This is a genomic window from Frankia sp. AgPm24, from assembly GCF_023243055.1.
Classification (GTDB): domain Bacteria; phylum Actinomycetota; class Actinomycetes; order Frankiales; family Frankiaceae; genus Frankia; species Frankia umida.
This window is the reverse complement of the sequence record NZ_JALKFW010000171.1, coordinates 1-18,858: the sequence shown is the minus strand read 5'-3', so window position 1 is coordinate 18,858 and position 18,858 is coordinate 1. Positions and strand designations below refer to the sequence as shown.

At 72.3% G+C, this 18,858-nt stretch carries 17 protein-coding genes and 1 pseudogene; 1 reads left to right on the top strand and 17 read right to left on the bottom strand.

Annotation, left to right across the window (positions count from 1 at the left end):
• Nucleotides 1-110: 110 nt before the first annotated feature.
• The 9 genes and pseudogenes from truB to rimP form a co-directional block, all read right to left on the bottom strand.
• Nucleotides 111-1,001, bottom strand: coding sequence for a tRNA pseudouridine(55) synthase TruB (gene truB, locus MXD61_RS11160; protein ID WP_248812768.1), 891 nt, complete (start codon nt 999-1,001; stop codon nt 111-113).
• The gene (locus tag MXD61_RS11155) at nt 998-2,014 is read right to left on the bottom strand and encodes a bifunctional oligoribonuclease/PAP phosphatase NrnA (protein ID WP_248812767.1); all 1,017 of its coding nucleotides are present in this window, start codon (nt 2,012-2,014) and stop codon (nt 998-1,000) included. Before MXD61_RS11155 ends, truB begins: the two co-directional genes overlap by 4 nt.
• A 43-nt stretch (nt 2,015-2,057) precedes the next feature.
• On the bottom strand, nt 2,058-2,600 hold the full coding sequence (rbfA, locus tag MXD61_RS11150; protein WP_248812766.1) for a 30S ribosome-binding factor RbfA: 543 nt from the start codon (nt 2,598-2,600) through the stop codon (nt 2,058-2,060).
• 51 nt (nt 2,601-2,651) lie between these two features.
• Nucleotides 2,652-2,981 carry a DUF503 domain-containing protein gene (locus MXD61_RS11145; protein ID WP_248812765.1) on the bottom strand — a complete coding sequence of 110 codons (330 nt, stop codon included), beginning with the start codon at nt 2,979-2,981 and terminating at the stop codon, nt 2,652-2,654.
• A gap of 74 nt (nt 2,982-3,055) precedes the next feature.
• Nucleotides 3,056-6,064 carry a translation initiation factor IF-2 gene (gene infB / locus MXD61_RS11140; RefSeq protein ID WP_374628801.1) on the bottom strand — a complete coding sequence of 1,003 codons (3,009 nt, stop codon included), beginning with the start codon at nt 6,062-6,064 and terminating at the stop codon, nt 3,056-3,058.
• Nucleotides 6,050-6,193 (bottom strand): annotated as a pseudogene (locus MXD61_RS28825) (translation initiation factor IF-2 N-terminal domain-containing protein); the annotation flags it as partial. The pseudogene MXD61_RS28825 and the gene infB, both read right to left, overlap by 15 nt.
• A gap of 61 nt (nt 6,194-6,254) precedes the next feature.
• Nucleotides 6,255-6,752, bottom strand: coding sequence for a YlxR family protein (locus tag MXD61_RS11135; protein WP_248812763.1), 498 nt, complete (start codon nt 6,750-6,752; stop codon nt 6,255-6,257).
• A gap of 7 nt (nt 6,753-6,759) precedes the next feature.
• Nucleotides 6,760-7,821: a transcription termination factor NusA gene (gene nusA, locus MXD61_RS11130; RefSeq protein ID WP_248812762.1), complete on the bottom strand. Its 1,062-nt coding sequence runs from the start codon at nt 7,819-7,821 to the stop codon at nt 6,760-6,762.
• On the bottom strand, nt 7,818-8,528 hold the full coding sequence (gene rimP, locus MXD61_RS11125) for a ribosome maturation factor RimP (RefSeq protein ID WP_248812761.1): 711 nt from the start codon (nt 8,526-8,528) through the stop codon (nt 7,818-7,820). Before rimP ends, nusA begins: the two co-directional genes overlap by 4 nt.
• 474 nt (nt 8,529-9,002) lie before the next feature.
• Here rimP and MXD61_RS28440 point away from each other — a divergent pair, with 474 nt between their 5' ends.
• Nucleotides 9,003-10,190 (top strand): DUF4439 domain-containing protein, encoded by a 1,188-nt coding sequence (locus tag MXD61_RS28440; RefSeq protein WP_248812760.1) that lies wholly within the window; start codon nt 9,003-9,005, stop codon nt 10,188-10,190.
• A gap of 90 nt (nt 10,191-10,280) precedes the next feature.
• Here the strand turns inward: MXD61_RS28440 and MXD61_RS11115 are convergent, their stop codons facing one another.
• The 8 genes from MXD61_RS11115 to dxr all read right to left on the bottom strand — a co-directional run bounded on the left by MXD61_RS11115 (nt 10,281) and on the right by dxr (nt 18,591).
• Nucleotides 10,281-10,736 carry an Rrf2 family transcriptional regulator gene (locus MXD61_RS11115; protein WP_248812759.1) on the bottom strand — a complete coding sequence of 152 codons (456 nt, stop codon included), beginning with the start codon at nt 10,734-10,736 and terminating at the stop codon, nt 10,281-10,283.
• A 41-nt stretch (nt 10,737-10,777) separates the two neighbouring features.
• A complete protein-coding gene (locus tag MXD61_RS11110) occupies nt 10,778-11,875 on the bottom strand; it encodes an ABC transporter permease (protein WP_248812758.1) in 1,098 nt (365 codons plus the stop codon).
• Entirely contained in the window at nt 11,865-12,626 is a 762-nt protein-coding gene (locus MXD61_RS11105) for an ABC transporter ATP-binding protein (RefSeq protein WP_248812757.1), read from the bottom strand. Before MXD61_RS11105 ends, MXD61_RS11110 begins: the two co-directional genes overlap by 11 nt.
• A 65-nt stretch (nt 12,627-12,691) precedes the next feature.
• Nucleotides 12,692-13,777, bottom strand: coding sequence for an ABC transporter substrate-binding protein (locus MXD61_RS11100; protein WP_248812756.1), 1,086 nt, complete (start codon nt 13,775-13,777; stop codon nt 12,692-12,694).
• 219 nt (nt 13,778-13,996) lie between these two features.
• Nucleotides 13,997-14,848: a GNAT family N-acetyltransferase gene (locus MXD61_RS11095; protein WP_163547007.1), complete on the bottom strand. Its 852-nt coding sequence runs from the start codon at nt 14,846-14,848 to the stop codon at nt 13,997-13,999.
• A gap of 12 nt (nt 14,849-14,860) precedes the next feature.
• Complete coding sequence (ispG, locus tag MXD61_RS11090) at nt 14,861-16,015, bottom strand: flavodoxin-dependent (E)-4-hydroxy-3-methylbut-2-enyl-diphosphate synthase (protein WP_248812755.1); 1,155 nt, start codon at nt 16,013-16,015, stop codon at nt 14,861-14,863.
• A gap of 139 nt (nt 16,016-16,154) precedes the next feature.
• Entirely contained in the window at nt 16,155-17,339 is a 1,185-nt protein-coding gene (locus MXD61_RS11085) for an RIP metalloprotease (RefSeq protein ID WP_248812754.1), read from the bottom strand.
• A 28-nt stretch (nt 17,340-17,367) separates the two neighbouring features.
• Nucleotides 17,368-18,591: a 1-deoxy-D-xylulose-5-phosphate reductoisomerase gene (dxr, locus tag MXD61_RS11080; protein WP_248812778.1), complete on the bottom strand. Its 1,224-nt coding sequence runs from the start codon at nt 18,589-18,591 to the stop codon at nt 17,368-17,370.
• Between the last annotated feature and the right edge of the window lie 267 nt (nt 18,592-18,858).

Sequence of the window (18,858 nt, the reverse complement as noted above, 5' to 3'; positions counted from 1 at the left end):
GGGAAGCCTAGGACATTCCCGTGCTGCACCGTCCGGGCGGCACCACCACCGGTGGTGGCACCGGGCCACGCGGCCCTCGGCGCCCCGGTCACCGCGACCGGATATCCACCTCAGGCCGGGGCGAACACGACCAGCGAGCGGACGGTGTCGGCGGTCTCCTCCACCAGCGCCAGCACCGTCCCGTCCGGGTCGAACACCCCGTAGGTACCGGGTTGTCCCAGCGGCGTCAGGCGCCGGCCGTGGGTGACGTCGACAGCCTGCGCGCCGGCGACCTCACGGCGGGCGAAGCTGGTCGACACCGCCTCCCCCAGCGGTGTGAGCGCCGCCGCTCCCCGCTGCGCGAAGGTGTCCAGACTCACCGCCGCCGCCAGCTCGAAGGGACCCACGACGGTGCGCCGCAGCGCCACCAGATGCCCCCCGCATCCCAGCGCCGACCCGAGATCACGCGCGAGCGCCCGGATGTAGGTACCGCTGGAGCAGTCCACCACCACGTCGAGGTCGTCGCCGCGGCGCGCCAGCAGGTCGAAGCGGTGCACCGTGACCCGCCGGGCGGCGAGTTCCACCTGCTCTCCGGCGCGGACCCGGGCGTAGGCCCGCACACCGTCGACCTTCACCGCGCTCACGCTCGAGGGCACCTGGTCGATCGCACCGGTGAGCGCGCCCAGCTCCCGGAGCAGCGCCACGTCGTCGACGTCGACCGGCCGGTCCACCAGCGGCTCGCCCTGCGCGTCGTCGGTGGTGGTCGTCCGGCCGAGGCGGATCGTCGCCGTGTAGGTCTTGTCCGTCAGCGCGAGATGGCCCAGCAGCCGGGTGGCGCGTCCGGCGCCGAGCAACAGCACCCCGGTCGCCATCGGGTCGAGGGTGCCGGCGTGACCGATCCGGCGCTGCCCCAGAATCCGTCGGGCCCGCGCGACCACGTCATGGGAGGTGCAGCCGGCCGGCTTGTCGAGGACGAGCAGGCCGTCCACCTGCGGGCCGGTGCCGCGTCCGTGCGGACTCACCGGGCTCCCAACGCCGTGGCCGGTGCCAACGCCGCGCGTACCTGGTCCATCAGCGAGACGAGTTCGGCGGTGGAGCGGAAGCCCGCGGCCAGCCGGTGCCCGCCGCCGCCGAGGGTCACGCACACGGCGCCGACGTCGAGGCCACCGCGTGAGCGCACCGACACGTTCCAGCCGGTGCTGTCCTGCCGGCAGATCAACGCGACCTCCGCGTCCGACACCGAGCGCAGGATGTCGATGAACCCCTGGATCTCGTCCGGGGCGAGGCCGGCCGCCAGCAGATCCCGCTGCTCACACCAGCTCCAGACCAGGTCGTGCTCGGGTTCGAGGCGGGCCCGCCCGAGCACCGAGCCCAGCAGCTGGACGTAGCCGAAGGGATGGTCGTCCCACAGGTCCCGGCTGATCAGGTCGTGGCGGATGCCGGTCTCCAGCAGGCGGGCGGCCAGCCGGTGCTCCGCGGCCGTCGTCGCGGCGGAGCGAAACGATCCGGTGTCGGTGACCAGGCCGGCGTAGAGGGCGGCGGCCATGTCGACGTCCAACGGCACGCCGAGCGCGTCGATGACGTCGACGGCCAGCACGCTGGTCGCCGCGGCCGTGCTGTCGACCAGGTTGACGGCGCCGAAGCGGGTGTTGGACGGGTGATGGTCGATCACCACGGTCCGCGTGCCGGGTGCCGTGGCCGCCGCGGCGAGCCGACCCAGGCGTGCCGGGCTGTCGGCGTCCAGGGTGACGACCAGGTAGGGGGCGACGCCGATCGCGGCCGGGTCGACCAGCAGCTCCTGGCCGGCGAGGAAACGCAGCGTGCGGGGCACCGCGAACGGTTCGGCGTCGAAGGACACCCGGACCCGGGCGCCCAGACGGCGCAGCGCCAGCCCCAGGGCCAGCGCCGAACCGAGGCTGTCGGCGTCCGGGGCGACGTGCGCCGCCAGCAGGATCTCCTCACCGGCGGCGATGGTTTCGCGTAGCAGCCCGACGAGTGCCGCCCGGTCCGCCGCGGGGCCGCTCCGATCGATCATCGCCCGTCTCCCTCGCCGTGCCCGCCGACCCGCGAGCCTTCCTCTAACGGCCTGTCACATCAAGGTCGCCGACCGCGTCGCGATCCCGATCGTCGAGGTACCCGCGGCTGTCGTCGGTACCCTCGTCCACGGCGTCATCATCCTCGAGCGGGTCGTCCTCGTCGATCACCCGCGGACGTCGATAGGGATCCTCCTCGCCGGCGGGGCTCGCGTCCCGACGGACCTCCACCAGCCGGGCGTCGCGTGCCCGCGCCACACTGATCAGATCCTCGAGATGACGGGCGTCATCGGGCAGCCGGTCGTGCACGAAGGTCAGGGTCGGGGTGTTCTTCACCCCGGTGGCCCGGCCCACCTGGCTGCGCAGCAGTCCGCGGGCCGACTCCAGCGCCTCGGCCGAGGCCTGCCGGTCGGCCTCGCCGCCGTAGACGGTGTAGAAGACCGTCGCGTCCACCAGGTCCGGGCTGACCCGGACATCGGTCACCGTGACCATGCCGAGTCGAGGATCCTTGACGCCGCGTTCCAACATGGACGCGACCACCTCACGGATGCGCACCGCCAACCGGCGCGCCCGGGCTGGATCCGCCACCGTCCACCTCCTCGTTCACATGTCCGTCGTCGTCCCCGCGGGCCCCGTCCGCTACCGGACGGCCGGATCCGGGAAGGACGCACCATCCGCGTCGTCCTCGGTGAACACCCGTTCGCGGGCGGCGAGAACGTCGACTTCCGGGCGCTGCGCGACAAGCTGCTCGCAGGCGCGCAGTACCTCCATGCAGTGGCCACGGTCCGCGGCCACGACCGCCACGCCGATCTCCGCGCGGCGATGCAGGTCGAGCTGACCGGTCTCGGCCACACTGACCGCGAAGCGACGGCGCAGCTCGGCCACGATCGGCCGCACCACGGACCGCTTCTCCTTCAGGGAGTGCACGTCCCCGAGAAGGAGATCAAGGCTCAGACTCGCGATCCACATGACATCCCCGTCGGACGGGGCGCCACCACCGCCGGGGCCGGCCGATCCGACCGGCCCCGGCGACGTGTGGTGCCTCAGGTGCGGGGAACCTCCCGCTGCTCGAAGGCCTCGATGATGTCGTCCACCTTGATGTCGTTGAACGACCCGAGCCCGATACCGCACTCGTAGCCCTCGCGCACCTCGGTGGCGTCGTCCTTGAACCGCTTGAGCGACTCGACCGTGAGGTTGTCCGCCACGACCACGCCATCGCGGATGAGGCGGGCCTTGACGTTGCGCCGGATGATCCCGGAGCGGACCAGCGAACCCGCGACGTTGCCGATGCGCGGCACCCGGAAGACCTCCCGGACCTCGGCGGTGCCGAGCTGGGCCTCCTCGTAGACCGGCTTGAGCATGCCCTTGAGCGCGTTCTCGATGTCCTCGATGGCCTGGTAGATCACCGAGTAGTAGCGGACCTCGACGCCCTCGCGGTCGGCCAGCTCCGTCGCCTTGCCCTGCGGCCGGACGTTGAAGCCGATGATCACCGCGTCGGACGCCGATGCCAGCATCACGTTCGTCTCGGTGATCGCACCGACACCGCGGTCGATGATCCGCAGACCCACCTCGTCGCCCACATCGATCTTGAGCAGGGCGTCCTCGAGGGCCTCGACCGAACCGGAGACATCGCCCTTGAGGATGAGGTTGAGCTGGGTCTTCTCGCCTTCCTTCATCCGCTCGAGGATGTTCTCCAGCGTCGGACGGCCACGGCTGAGCGCGAGCTCGGCGTTGCGCTCGCGGGCCTGGCGGCGCTCGGCGATCTGACGGGCCACCCGGTCCTCGGGCACCACGAGGAAGTTGTCCCCGGCGTCGGGAACGCTCGTGAAGCCGAGCACCTGCACCGGACGGGCCGGACCCGCCTCGGTCACCTGGTCGCCATGCTCGTCGAGCATGGCGCGCACCCGGCCGAACGCCTCGCCGGCGACGACCGAGTCACCGACGCGCAGCGTGCCGCGCTGGACGAGCACCGTCGCCACCGGGCCGCGACCACGGTCGAGACGACCTTCGATCGCGACACCCTGGGCCTCGCTGTCCGTCGGCGCCCGCAGGTCCAGCGAGGCGTCGGCGGTGAGCACGATGGCCTCGAGCAGACCGTCGATGTTGACCCGGTTACGGGCGGAGACGTCGACGAACATCGTGTCGCCGCCGTACTCCTCGGCGACCAGGCCGTACTCGGTGAGCTGGCCGCGGACCTTGGCCGGGTCCGCGCCCTCCTTGTCGATCTTGTTGACAGCCACGACGACCGGCACGTTCGCCGCCTGGGCGTGGTTGAGCGCCTCGATGGTCTGCGGCTTCACGCCGTCGTCCGCCGCGACGACCAGGACCACGATGTCGGTGACCTGGGCACCACGGGCACGCATGGCGGTGAAGGTCTCGTGGCCCGGGGTGTCGATGAAGGTGATCGGCCGGTCGGAACCGTCGACCGTCGCCCGCACCTGGTAGGCACCGATGTGCTGGGTGATGCCACCGGCCTCACCCGCGACCACGTCGGTGAACCGGATGGCGTCGAGCAGCTTCGTCTTACCGTGGTCGACGTGACCCATGACGGTCACGACCGGCGGCCGGGTGACGAGCTCGACGTCGTCCCCGTACGCCCCACCGAAGGACAGGTCGAAGCTTTCCAGCAGCTCCTTGTCCTCGTCCTCGGGGCTGACGATCTGCACCTCGTAGCCGAGGGTGACGCCCAGCAGCTGCAGCGTCTCGTCGGTGCAGGACTGCGTCGCGGTCACCATCTCGCCGAGCTGGGTGAACACGACCTGGACCAGCGCACCGGGGTTCGCGTCGATCTTGTCAGCGAAGTCCGCCAGTGAAGCGCCGCGCGGAAGACGAATGGCCTGCCCGTTGCCACGGGGGACCATCGCGCCCATCCGCGGCGCCTCCAGGCCGCTCTCCCATTCCTGCCGCTTCGCCCGCTTGGACTTGCGCTGGCGTCCGGGACGCCCACGCCCACCGGGGCCGAACGCGCCCGCCGTGGTACCGCCGCGACCGCGACCGCCGGCCGCCGGCCGACCGCCACCGCCGCCACCGGGACGACCCGGCGCACCGGCACCGGCACCGCCGCCGCCACCGGGACGACCCGGCGCACCGCCACGCCCGGCGAAGCCGCCGGGACGTGCGCCGCCGCCGCCGCCACCGGGACGCCCGGGAGCGCCGCCGCCACCGCCGCCACCACCGGGACGCCCGGGAGCGCCGCCGGCCGGACGAGGCTGGAACATGTTCGCGTTCGGGCGCGGACCACCGCTGCCACCCGGACGCGGGCCACCGCTGCCACCCGGACGCGGCGGCATGCCGCTGCCCTGGCCACCGGGGCGCGAACCGGGCCGCGGCGGAACCGAGCCGGGCGAGGGACGAGGCCCACCGGGACCGCCGGGGCCAGCGCCACCGGGACGCGAGCCACCGGGGCGCGGACCCGGCCGCGGACCACCGGCACGCGGCGGCGAGGCCGGGGACTGACCACCGGACTGAGCGCCCGACGGGCGGGGCCCGGCGGACGGTGTCGTGTAGGGGTTGTTACCGGGCGAGCGCGGCCGGGGACCCGGACGCGGGCCTGGCCGGGGCGCGCCACCAGCCGGGGCGCCACCGGGCCCGGCCGGAGCCGAGCCACCGGGGCCACCCGGACGGGACCGGCCACCCGGGGCCGCCGGCGCGCCGGGGCGCGGACCTGCCGCCGCCGGAGTCGACGCGGGTGCCGCGGGCGCGGACGGTGCCGCGGGCGCCGCCGGTGCGGCGGGCGCCGCGGCGCTGGCCGCCACGGGACGAGGTGCCGCCACCGGCGCCGGGCTCGGCGGACTCACCGGCGCCACGACGGGGCTGGGCGCGGCCTGCACCGACGGTGCGGGCGCCGCGGGCGCGGACGGCCCGGACGCGGGAGCCGGTCGGGCCGGAACGGGACCAGGGCGACCGGGAACCGGCCGGGGGCCGGGACGCGGTGCGGGGCCGGGACGCGGCGGCGGGCCCGGACGGGCTCCGTTGCCGGCGGGCCGGCCACCGGGGCGACCGCCACCGGCGGCACCACCCTCGGCCGGGAACGCCTCCTTGAGCTTGCGCACGACGGGTGCCTCGACAGTGGACGAGGCGGACTTCACGAACTCACCGAGATCTTTCAGCTTGGCGAGAACGGTCTTGCTGTCGACACCAAGCTCCTTGGCGAGCTCGTGTACGCGGGCCTTTCCTGCCACGGTGCTCCTTCTATCGGCCCGCGGTCCGTGCCCGCGTGACCTCGTTACCTGCCGGTCGTGATCATGGCTGGGTGCTCATTGAGCGATCATCGCTGTCTCGACCTGCTTCCGTGTCGACGTCATGTGGCGCCGCCTGTGTACCTGGCCGGATGCCGGCTACCGCCGATGCCCGAGCCCTCCCTGCCGACACCCCGCTGCCGCGCGGTGCCCCTCTTTCTTTACCCGATTTCTCGGCCAGCCGGGACCCCGACGGCCGCTCCGGGCGACCAACCCGCGTCACCGGGTCGACCGCGCCGGAACCGAGCTGTTCCAGGTACCGCCTGATCCGCTCCGCCTCCAGTGGACCCGGCACACGCAGGGCCCGCGGGAACGCCTTGCGACGCTCCGCGAGCTCGAGACACGCCTGATCCGGATGCAGGTGCGCACCCCGGCCACGCAGCCGACGACGAGCATCCGGCAGGAGCTCGGCACCGTCCACGACGATACGCAGGAGATCGGAACTCGGCGCGCGGCTTCGACATCCAATACAGGTACGGATGGGTTCCGCACGGCACGCCATCACCAGTCTATCCCGCCCGCCCCCGGGAGGGGCCGCCGGTCGCGGAAGATCGGCGCACGGCCGGGGCGTCGCCGGCCGGCTCCGCCTCCGCCGTCGGACCTTCCGCGTCGGAGTGGATGTCGATACGCCAGCCGGTCAGCCGGGCGGCGAGCCGGGCGTTCTGCCCTTCTCGACCGATCGCCAGCGACAGCTGGTAGTCGGGAACGACCACCCGGGCCGAGCGACTGGCCAGGTCCGTCACGTCGACCCGGGCCACCCGGGCCGGTGACAGCGCGCTGCCGACGAACGTCGCCGGGTCCGCCGACCAGTCCACGATGTCGATCTTCTCACCGCGTAGTTCGGCCATGACCGCGCGCACCCGGGCGCCCATCGGCCCGATACACGCCCCCTTCGGGTTCACCCCCGCCACCTTCGACCGCACGGCGATCTTGCTGCGGTGACCGGCCTCACGGGCGATCGCGGCCAGCTCCACCGTCCCGTCGGCGACTTCGGGGACCTCGAGCCGGAACAGACCCTTGACCAGTTCGGGATGGGTGCGCGACAACGTGACGGTCGGCCCGTGCATGCCCCGGGCGACGTGCACCACGTAGCACTTGATCCGGTCACCGTGCTCGAGCCGCTCGCCGGGCACCTGCTCGGCCGGCGGCAGCACGCCCTCGATCGTGCCGAGGTCGACCAGGACCACCTTGGAACCGGCTCGCTGCTCGTGGTGCTGCACCACACCGGAGACGATCTCGTGCTCCCGGTCGGCGTACTGGCCGTAGGTCGCCTCCTGGCGAGCCTCCCGCAGCCGCTGCATGATGACCTGCTTGGCGGTCATCGTGGCGATCCGGCCGAAGTCGTCCGGTGTGTCGTCGTACTCCCGGCTGGCGCCGTCGGGCCCCTGCTCGCGGGCGAGCACCGCCACCTCGCCGCTGGTGCGGTCGATGACCACCCGGGCGTCCGGCGCGGAGCCCGGGGTGTGGTGGTAGGCCGTGAGCAGGGCGGTCTCCAGCGCCTGCAGCAGGGTTTCGAAGGAGATCTCCTTCTCCCGCTCGATCCCGCGCAGTGCGGCCACGTCGAGCTTCACCGGGTCATCTCCTCACCGGCCGCGCTTTCGGCGCCGACCTGACGGCCCTCGTCACTGGTCATCGGATCCGGATCGGCCGGCGGATCGAGATCGTCATCCGGTGCCGAGGACGGCGCATCGGTAAGATCATCGTACTCGGTGGCGGAGAACTCCACCTCGACCGTGGCCCGGGCCACCCGCTCGAACGCGATCCGGTCGATCCGGCGCGGCTGGGGACGACCCCGCCTGGCCGGCCCGACCGCCACCGAGAGCTCTGCCCCGGTCTCGTCGGCGGACACCACCCGGCCCGAGACCTCGACGTCCTCGAGGTCCCGCACGGTCACCAGGCGACCCACGGCCCGCCGCCAGTGCCGCGGCCGGGTCAGCGGACGATCCACACCCGGCGACGTGACCTCGAGCACATAGGCGCCGCCGGTCAGTGGCTCACCGGCCGCCTCGGCCGCGTCGAGCAGCTCCGAGACGGCCCGGCTGGCCTCGGCCACCGCGTCCAGATCGATGCCGCCGTCGCGGTCCACCACCACCCGGACCACGCTGCGCGCGCCGGCCTTGGTCACCACCACATCTTCGAGATCGAAACCCGCCTCGGCCAGGCTGGTCTCCAGCCTGGCCCGCACCTGCGGACGCACCACCGCACCGGAGTGCCGGCCCGCCCCGGCCGCACCCCGGCCTTTCCCCCGCCCGGAACCGGAGTCCCCCGCGCCTGACACCTGCCTTGTCCCTTCCCGCATCCGTTCATCCGATCATCTCGCCGACCCGGCTCACGGGCCGCTCGACGCCGTCGGCACCACCGCCGCACAGAGCGGCGGAGCACTCGCGGCGGCCGAACGCCCGGACCGGGACCCGCGCCCCACCGATACGCCCTGGTTCGTGACGCTCCGCGCCCAGGACCCGCCCAACCGTGCAGGGCGAGTGGCACCGGCACCGAGCACTGCCACGCAGCTCATGTCACGGGGCACGGGACGGCCATTGAGGTGACACCCGCGCCTCGTGCGCGGTGGTCGGCGTCAACGAATGAGATTCCCAGGGTACGTCCCCCCGTGGACGGGCCATCCGCCGCCCACCCGAGGCGGAGATCGGCCGGCTCACGGGGGCACTCGCGTGGGGTCCGAACACACCATCACGGGTCGCCGACGTCGGCGTGCGCGGGGCATCACCCGTGCGGTGTGCGAAGCTTGCTGACCGTGGACTCCGCGCAGCGCACACCCGCCTCCCGGCGGCGGGTTCTGGCGGGGCTGGGCGCGATCGCGCTGGCCGCGGCCACCGGTGCCGGCTGTTCCAGGACCGGATCGACCGGAGCCGGCGTGCCCGGGCGGGCCCTGTCGGCCGCGGATGTGGCCGCCGCCCGGGCCGCGGTCACCCGCGCGGCGGCGCTCGCGGTCGCCTACGGCGCGGCCGCCCAGCGACATCCGGCGCGGCGTGCCCTGTTCGACACCCTGCGCGACCATCACGAGGTCGTTGTCACCACCGTCGCCGCGCAGGTCCCGGCGGCCGCCCCCACGACCGCCCCTCCCGCCACGGCGACCGGACCCGCCGGGCGCCCCACCACCGCGGCGCCGACCCAGGCGACCGGCGAGGTGTCGGCGGACCTGCCGCCGGCCGGCACCGACGACTCGCCCGCCGCGCTCCACGCCACGATCCAGACCCTGCACGGCGCCGAGAGCGCCGCCGCCACCGCGGCCCGCGGCGACGCCCTCGAGGTCAGTGGGCTGCTCGCCCCCCTGTTCGCGAGCCTGTTCGCCGCCGGGAGCGCCCAGAGCGAACTGCTCGACCGGGACGGCGACCCCGCCCTGGCCACGGCGACGACCACACCGACGACCACACCGACGGCCTCGCCCGCCGCGACCGCATCGGCGACATCAGCGGCCTCGGCGGCGAACCCGACGGCGACGCGGGTGGCCGCACCGCCACCGCAGGCAGCCATCCTGCGGGCCCTGACCACCATGCTCGCGGCCAGCCATGGCGCGATCTATGCGACCGCCACGGCCGGCGGGGCGCTCGCCCCACAGGCGGCGACAGCGGCGGGCGCGCTCGCCCGCCAGCGCGCCCGCGAGGGCTGGCTGGCCCATCTGCGGCTACGCGACCAGCTGATCGCCCAGATCGAGGCGCGCGGTGGCGCGCCGGTGCCGGCACTGGCCGCCTACCGGCTGCCGACCACACCGGTCGACGTGCCCACCGCCCTGCGCCTGCTGGGCCAGGTCGAGGACGTCTGCGCGGCCGCCGCCCACGACGCCACCGCGCAGGTCGGCACCGACCTGCGGGCACTCACCGTCGACGCGCTGGCCGGGATGGCGCTGCGGGCCCAGCGGGCCCGGCTGGCCGCCGGCGCGTCGCCGGCCACCGCCAGCCGTGCCCTGCCCGGTGCGACCTGACCGACGGGCCCGGACCCCCGCGTCCGCCGCGGTGCGGATCTCACCTGGTCGCGGTCGCGGCTCGGTAGAGGTGCTGGCGCGGGCGTGGTCTCAGCGCGCGCTCCACGCGCCGGGCTCACCGCTGAGCGAGGTGACGATCTCGGGCAGCCGGCCACCGGCGACGTCCGCGAGGGTCACGTTCTCCAGCACCCGGCGCAGGTTCACCCGGACGGCGATCCACACGTCCTGCAGGTTCTTGGCGGCGCCCTCGTAGTGGGCGTCCTCCGGACGTCGGCCACGCACACTGGCCAGCGGACCGTCGGTCACCCGGATCACCGAGGCGATCGTGATCTCGTCGGCGGGACGGCCCAGCTGATAGCCGCCGTCGGCCCCGCGCCGACTCTGGACGAACCCCGCCCGACGCAGGTCGGTGAGGATGTTCTCGAGGAAGCGCAGCGGCAGATCCTGGGCCTGGGCCAGCGACTCGCCCTTGACGAGTTGCCCGTCACTCGCCGCCAACGTCAGGAGTGCGCGCAGCGCGTAGTCGGCGCGAGCGGAGATCTGCATGCAGCCATTGTGCCGGCGACGTGCGCCGACGTGCCGACCGGTCAGGATTGACCGGCGTCACCACCACCATCCGCACCGCCGCCGTCGTGGCCGATCGCGCCCGGGCCAGCCGGCGGGTAACCCGCGGCTGTGGCCTCGGCGGACCCGGGCGCCGCCGTGTCCGCCGTGTTCCTCGACCGGCCGCGCTGCGCGGCGCGCACCGCCGAGTTACCCTCGGCCACCAGCCCACGACGGGCCCGCAGCTGACGATCGGCGGCGTTGAAGGCGGCGTCGACGACCACACCGATGAAGAAGATGGTGATCATCGAGGCCATCACGCCGACCGCGTCGAGCAGCTCGCGGGAGTTCTGCAGATCCGCCCCGATCGACGGATGCCCGGGCACGATCACCAGGAGCTCACCGGCCATCAGACTGCGCCAGGAGAAGGCCCAGCCCTGCTTGAGCCCGGCCAGCACCGAGGGCAGCGCCGCCGGCGCCACGACGTACCGGTAGAGCGAGAACCCGCGGGCACCCATGCTGCGGCCCACCCGGACCAGCAGCGGCGGCACATAGTCGACGCCGTAGATCACGCCGTTGGCGATCGAGGGGGCCGCGCCGAGGATGACCACGAACAGGATCGCCGACTCGCTCAGCTTGAACAGCAGGATGGCCAGCGGGAACCAGACGACCGAGGGCATCGTCTGCAGTGAGGTGATGAACGATCCGATCGCCGTGCGCAGGATGGTGAACCGGGCGACCGCCAGACCGACCGCGCCGCCGATCACCACGGCGAGCGCGTAGCCCTTGAGCGCCCGCACGATGGTGCGGACCAGCGCGTCCCAGAAGTGGCCGGTGCCCAGGCGGCTGCCGAACTCCCGCAACGCCGACACCGGGCCGGGCAGCACGTAGGTGGGCTTCCAGCCCGACCAGACCACCAGCTGCCAGACCAGCAGGAACACGACGAGCGCGCCGATCTTCGGCCAGGCCGCCGCCCAGGCCCGACCCGCCAGCGGTCGGCTCTGCGCGGTCGGGATGTCCAGCGCGTCCAGACCGGCGAGGACGCCCGGGTCAAGGTCGTCCGCCGCGGTCCGGGTGTCACCCGGCGCGCTGGTGTCGCCCTTGGTCAGGGAACTCCGGTTGATGCCGATGTCAGTGGCCATGACGGCCGACCTCCTCACGCAGCCGAGTGGTCACCCGGGTGGCGAGTTCGGCCACCTGGGTCGAGTCGATCCGTCGTGGTCGGTCGATGTCGACGTCGAAGACCTCGGCCACCCGCCCGGGCCGGGACGACAGCAGCACGATGCGGTCCCCGAGCCGGACGGCCTCCCGCACGTCGTGGGTCACGAAGATGACCGTGACCCCGGTCTGCCGCCAGATCCGTTCGAGCTCGTCGTGCAACAGGTCCCGGGTCATCGCGTCGAGCGCGCCGAACGGCTCGTCCATGCACAGGATGTCGGCCTCCTGGGCGAAGGCCCGGGCGAGGCTGACCCGTTGGCGCATCCCACCGGAGAGCTCGTGCGGGCGACGGTCCGCCATCCCGGCGAGGCGGACCATCGAGAGCAGCTCGTCCACCCGGGCTCGACGTTCGGCCCGGCGGATGCCGCGCAGCCGCAGCGGTACCTCGACGTTGCCGCCGGCGGTCAGCCACGGCAGCAACGCGGAGTCCTGGAACATCATCCCGGTCCGCCGACCGGTGGTGTCCACCGTGCCGGTCGACGGGGCGTCCAGGCCGGCGATCAGCCCGAGCAGGGTCGACTTACCGCAGCCCGACGCGCCGAGCAGACAGAGGAACTCCCCGGACCGGACGTCCAGGCTCACGTTGTCCAGGGCCTGCACCTGGGCTGCGCCGGTGCCGAAGAACCGGCTGACGCCGTCGATGCGCAGGGCCGTGTCGGGCAGGACTGCGGTCATGGGTTGTTCCCCCGGTCGAACTGGTCGCGGGCCCCGGCGCTGACCGGGGCCCGCCCTACGAATGATCAGGAATCGGCGACGGTGGCCTTGCCCTGCTTGGTCAGGACGTCGTTGAGCGTGGTGAGGTCGAAGATCCCGTCCAGCTTGGCGCCCTTGAGCAGGCCAAGCTCCTCCTGGTGCTGGGCCGACAGCAGCAGCGACTTCGCGATCGGGTCCGGGGTGAAGGTGAGCGACTTCCAGGCCGAGGCGAGCACCTTGTCGGGCAGCGGCTTGCCGGTGAGCTTGCCCAGCGCGGTGTTGGCGACCGTCGCACCCGCGGCCAGGTCGGCGTTGAGCCCGTTGATCGACTCCACGTTCGCCGTGATGAGGCGCCGGACGATCTCCGGGTTCTTCTTGAGGTAGGCGGTGCGCACGATCAGCAGCGTGGTGACGAACTTGCCGTTCGTCTCGGGCCACTGGTCGGCCTCGTTGACGAGCACCTTGCCGCCGACGGCCACCAGCCGGGACGCGGTCGGCTCGGGCACCCAGGCGCCGTCGATCGCCTTGTTCTGGAAGGCGTCCACCGTCAGGGAGTTGTCCTGCGGCTTGATCGAGACGTCACCGCCGCCCTGGGTGTCGGTCCTGAGGCCGTTCTTCTTCAGGAAGTAGCGCAGCGCCACGTCCTGCGTGTTGGCCAGACCCGGGGTGGCGATCGTCTTGCCCTTGAGGTCGGCGACCGAGGCGATCTCGGGCCGGACCACCAGGGACGCGCCACCGGAGGTCACCCCGGAGATGATCCGGATCGCGTCACCGTTGGACTTGATGAAGCTGTTGACCGCGGGGTTCGGGCCGATGTAGCCGGCGTCGATCGCGCCGGAGAGGATCGCCTCGGCCTCCTGCGTACCGGAGTTGAACGTCGCGGGCTTCAGCGTGACCCCGGGGCCGAGGTCCTTGGTGAAGATGCCCTTCTCGACCCCGTACAGCGCCGGCGCGTGGGTGAGGTTCGGGAAGTAGCCCAGCCGGAGCGTTCCGCTGACCTGGCCGGGCGTGGAGCTGGTCGAGTCGACCGACGAGCCGTCGCTGCCCGAACTGGAGCAGCCGACCAGCGCGAGCGCCACGGCGCCCACGGTGATCAGTGGCGTCAGAGCACGCCACAAGCGGCTCGATTTCATGTAAACCCCCAGTTCACGCGGGCGACGGCCCGCGCCATGCAAGTCGATCGAAGTCATCGGGATGGTAAGCATGCCAGATGACCCTGATGCTGGCCATGTGCGGCCATCGTCCGGACATGGTTGCGCAACAATTCACACCACATCACCACACATTCAGCGCAAAACGGGCGACGCTGGTGGTCCGGGGGTCGAGCACGGGATCAGAACAGGACCACGGGGTCAGAACAGGATCGAGGCGAAGGTGTCGACCCGCTGGAAGCCGACCCGCTCGTAGACCCGCCGAGCGGCGTGGTTGAAGTCGTTCACGTACAGGCTGACCTTCGGCGCCAGCGCGGCGCGGGCCAGCGCGACGACACTCGCGGTGCCGGCCGCGCCGAGCCCGCGGCCACGCAGCGCCGGGTCGACCCAGACCCCCTGGATCTGGCAGACGTCCCCGGCGACCGCGCCGACCTCGGCCTTGAACAGCACCCGGCCGTCGACGATGTGGGCGAACGAGCGGCGTTGGCCGATGAACTCGGCGACGCGGGCCCGGTAGAGGGTGCCGCCGTCGGCGAGCACCGGCGACACGCCGATCTCCTCGGTGAACATGGCGATGCAGGCCGGCAGCAGGACATCCAGCTCGTCGGGCCGCACCGGCCGCACGAGCGGATCGGGGGCGACCAGCGGCGGACCGTCGATGACCAGCAGCGGCTGGTCATCGCGGATCTCGCGGGCCCGGCCCCAGACCGGCTCCAGATAGCGCCACATCGTCATGACCGACGAGGAGAGACCGACGACGGAGGAGCATCTCCGGCCCTGGCGGCGGGCCCGTTCGGCGAACAGTCTCGCCGACACCGGACCCGCCGCGACGGGCCAGAGATTGGCTCCGGAGTAGCACACCGCGGCCAGATGTCCGTCCACCAGGTGGCCCCACATCTCGGCGCCGAGGCGCCAGGGGTCCAGCCCGGCGGCCTCGACTCGCGAGGCCACGAAGACATCGGCGACGGGATTGCGGGCCAGCAGCTCACGCACCGCGGGAAGATCGCGGTCATCGAGCAGACGCGTCGGCGCGGAACGCAGCGGCAGGCCCATCCGGCGGACCGACTAGCTGACGGAGACGGTGGGCTCGCCGGAGGCGGTGCCCGCGTCCGTCATCTGCTCGGCCAGGCGCATGGCCTCCTCGATGAGGGTCTCCACGATCTGTGCCTCCGGCACCGTCTTGATCACCTCGCCGCGGACGAAGATCTGACCCTTGCCGTTTCCGGAGGCCACGCCGAGGTCGGCCTCACGCGCCTCGCCCGGCCCGTTCACCACACATCCCATCACGGCGACGCGCAACGGGACCTCCATGCCCTCCAGGCCGGCGCTGACCTGGTTCGCGAGGGTGTAGACATCGACCTGGGCCCGCCCGCAGGACGGGCAGGACACGATCTCGAGCTTACGCTCGCGCAGCCCCAGGGACTCCAGGATGGCGGAGCCGACCTTGACCTCCTCCACCGGCGGTGCGGACAGCGACACCCGGATGGTGTCGCCGATCCCCTCCGACAGCAGCGCACCGAAGGCCACCGACGACTTGACCGTCCCCTGGAACGCGGGGCCGGCCTCGGTGACACCGAGGTGCAGCGGGTAGTCGCAGGACTGGGCGAGCAGGCGGTAGGCCTGGATCATCACGACCGGGTCGTGGTGCTTCACCGAGATCTTGATCTCGCGGAAGTCATGCTCCTCGAACAGCGAGCACTCCCACAGCGCCGACTCGGTGAGCGCCTCCGGGGTGGCCTTGCCGTACTTGGCCAGCAGGCGCTTGTCGAGCGAACCGGCGTTGACGCCGATCCGGATCGGGACGCCGGCGCCCTTGGCCGCGCGGGCGATCTCGCCGACCTTGTCATCGAAGGCCTTGATGTTGCCGGGGTTGACGCGGACCGCGGCGCAGCCGGCATCGATCGCGGCGAAGACGTACTTCGGCTGGAAGTGGATGTCGGCGATGATCGGGATCGGTGACTTGCGGGCGATCTCCGCCAGGGCGTCGGCATCGTCCTGGCTTGGTACCGCCACCCGGACGATCTGGCAGCCCGAGGCGGTGAGCTCGGCGATCTGCTGCAGGGTCGCGTTGACGTCCGAGGTCAACGTCGTGCACATGGACTGAACGGAGACCGGGGCGTCACCCCCGACCGGGACATTGCCCACGTGGATCTGCCGGCTCTTGCGCCGCGTACCGAGCGGTCGCGCCGGAGCGGATGGCATGCCCAGAGTAACGGTCACGTTGTCCTCACTGGCGAATCGAGAAAAAGGATCGACGTACGACTGATTCGGCCTGTCGACTGCGGGACGCAGGGCAGTAGTACGCAACGCGGCGGACTGCCCGGGTCGCCTCCGACCCGCGCCGGGCCACTGGTGCGCGTCACTGGTTCAGACGGATGGGATTGATGATGTCGGCGGACAGAAGGAGCAGGCTGAACCCGAGCAGAACGACGACCGTGGCGTACGTGGCCGGTAGCAGCTTGGCGAAATCCACCTTTTTGACAGGTCCACGGTATCCCCGCAGCCGGCGCAGGCCATGTCGGGCCTGTTCGAAGCCCAGGACGGCGATATGGCCACCGTCCAGCGGAAGCAGCGGGAGCAGGTTGAAGATTCCCACCGCCAGGTTGATCGCGGCGACCAGAACGAGGAACTGACGCAGCCGGTCAACACCGGAACTGTCCGGCGCCGACACGACATCCCCGCCGATGCGAGCCGCGCCCACCACACTGATGAAACCCTCTGGGTCCCGGTCCTTGTCGAAGATCTTACCCAGGTCGTCGAGGCGATGAGTCAGCGTGTCATACATCCCGGTGAACCCGGAGCCGATCACCGAGAACGTGTGCGGCACCGCGGCGAGCGGGCCGTAGTGCACCGTTTCGGTCCCCGGACGCACACCGAGCGCACCGACCGGATCGTTGCCGGCGGCGCCGGTCAGCCGGTTGCGCCGGACCTCGACGAGGTTCGGGGTGAGCGTGAGGTCGCGCCCGTCGCGGCGGACGACCAGCGTCGCCGGGCCGGCGCCGTGCTCGCGCACCTGGCGGGTGAACTGGGCCCAGCTGTCCACGGCCACGCCGTCGAAGCTGCGCACCCGGTCGCCGGGACGCAGCCCGGCCGCCGCGGCGGGGCCGGGACCCGCGCAGGTCGGTGTCGCCGCCACACAGCTCGTCGACCCGATCTTCGACTCGCTGATCTGCGTGGTCCCCATCGTGACCAGTACCCCGTAGATCAGCACCATGGCGATGACGAAGTGCACGAACGACCCGGCTGACATGACTACGAGGCGGGCCCGGGCCGGCGCGTTGTAGAACGCCCGCGGCTCGTCCGCCGGATCGATCTCCTCCAGCGGCGTCATTCCCTCGATCTTCACGAAACCGCCGGCCGGGATGGCCTTGACCCCGTACTCGGTCTCGCCGCGGCGACGTGACCACAACGTCGGACCGAAACCCACGAAGAACTTCGACGCCTTCATGCCGTAGTGCCGCGCGGTCACGAAATGACCGGCCTCGTGCGCCACCACGGACACGAGCAGTGCGGCGGCGAACGCCACGATGCCGAGAATCTCCATCAGGCCGGCCTCCGCCGACAGGGACAGCTCACACTGCCTCCCGCTCGCTGTTGCGCCGGATCAGCCGCTGCGCGGTCTCGCGGGCGTCCCGCTCGGTGGCGAGGACCTCCTCGAGCGAAGGGTGATCGATCACCTGATGCTCGGAGATCACCTCGGCCACCAGATCGACGATCCGGACGAAGGGCAGGCGACCGGCGAGGAAGGCCGCGACCGCCTCCTCGTTGGCCGCATTGAACACCGCGGGCGCCGTTCCGCCCCGGCGACCGGCCGTACGGGCCAGGTCCACCGCCGGAAAGGCCGTGGTGTCCAGCGGCTCGAAGGTCAGGGCCTGCGCACGGGTCCAGTCCATCGGCGGCTGCGCGTGGGCCACCCGGTCCGGCCAGCCCAGGGCGAGCGCGATCGGCAGGCGCATGTCCGGCGGGGAGACCTGGGCGATGGTGGAACCGTCGGTGAACTCGACCATCGAGTGCACCAGCGACTGGGGGTGCACGACGACCTCGATGTCGTCGTAGGGAACGCCGAAGAACAGGTGGGCCTCGATGAGCTCCAGACCCTTGTTCATCAGGGTGGCCGAGTTGATGGTCACCACCGGCCCCATGTCCCAGGTCGGATGGGCCAGCGCCTGCTCCCGGGTGACCGCGGCAAGCTCGTCGCGCCGACGGCCGCGGAAGGGCCCGCCGCTGGCCGTGAGGACCAGCTTGCGCACCTCCTCCTGCCGGCCGCCGCGCAGGCACTGGGCCAGCGCCGAGTGCTCGGAGTCGACCGGGACCAGCCGGTTCGGGTCGCCGCCGAGCGCGTCGAGCACGAGCGGACCGCCGGCGACCAGCGACTCCTTGTTCGCCAACGCCACCGTGTGCCCGGCGGCCAGCGCCGACAGCGTCGGAGCCAGACCCACCGACCCGGTGATGCCGTTGAGCACCGTGTCGCACGGCCAGGCCGCGATCTCACTGGCCGCGTCCGGCCCGGCGAGGATCTTCGGCACCGCGAACTCGCCCTTGCGGTAACCCCGCCGACTCGCCTCGGCGAAGAAGGCGAGCTGCAGATCCTGGGCCGCCGACGCCGCGGCCACACCCACCGCCTGCACGCCGAGATCGAGAGCCTGGGCCGCGAGCAGGTCGACCCTGGACCCGCCACCCATCAGCGCCACCACCCGGAAGCGCTCCGGATTGCGTCGCACGACGTCTATGGCCTGGGTTCCGATCGAGCCGGTGGACCCGAGCAGAACAACTTCACGCAGGTTCGAAGCCTCCACCACACCCACATTCTCGCAGGCCGCTCGCCGGGCCGGAGCCCCCCTGTTCGGTTCATGACAGGTACCACCCGATGATGCGCAATGGGTCCGAGGGGTAACCGTGATCGTGACGTCCGGGTCCACCCGCCCCGGGCCCGCGGCCCCGCCCCGGGGGCGGGCCGGGCCGCCGGGCTAGCTGGGGCGCCGGGTGGGGCGCCGCCGCGGCGCGGCCCTCGGCTGGCGGGTGGTGGCGGTGTTCGCCCCGCTGGTCGGCGCCGGGATCTATGT

Excerpts from the sequence above, each read along its gene's own strand:
- MXD61_RS11135 (WP_248812763.1), bottom strand. The coding sequence starts at position 6,752 with ATGGCGTGCCGTGCGGAACCCATCCGTACCTGTATTGGATGTCGAAGC.
- MXD61_RS11110 (WP_248812758.1), bottom strand. The coding sequence starts at position 11,875 with ATGGCCACTGACATCGGCATCAACCGGAGTTCCCTGACCAAGGGCGAC.
- MXD61_RS11105 (WP_248812757.1), bottom strand. The coding sequence starts at position 12,626 with ATGACCGCAGTCCTGCCCGACACGGCCCTGCGCATCGACGGCGTCAGC.
- MXD61_RS11085 (WP_248812754.1), bottom strand. The coding sequence starts at position 17,339 with ATGGAGATTCTCGGCATCGTGGCGTTCGCCGCCGCACTGCTCGTGTCC.
- MXD61_RS11155 (WP_248812767.1), bottom strand. The coding sequence starts at position 2,014 with ATGATCGATCGGAGCGGCCCCGCGGCGGACCGGGCGGCACTCGTCGGG.
- MXD61_RS11100 (WP_248812756.1), bottom strand. The coding sequence starts at position 13,777 with ATGAAATCGAGCCGCTTGTGGCGTGCTCTGACGCCACTGATCACCGTG.
- MXD61_RS11145 (WP_248812765.1), bottom strand. The coding sequence starts at position 2,981 with ATGTGGATCGCGAGTCTGAGCCTTGATCTCCTTCTCGGGGACGTGCAC.
- MXD61_RS11115 (WP_248812759.1), bottom strand. The coding sequence starts at position 10,736 with ATGCAGATCTCCGCTCGCGCCGACTACGCGCTGCGCGCACTCCTGACG.
- MXD61_RS11095 (WP_163547007.1), bottom strand. The coding sequence starts at position 14,848 with ATGGGCCTGCCGCTGCGTTCCGCGCCGACGCGTCTGCTCGATGACCGC.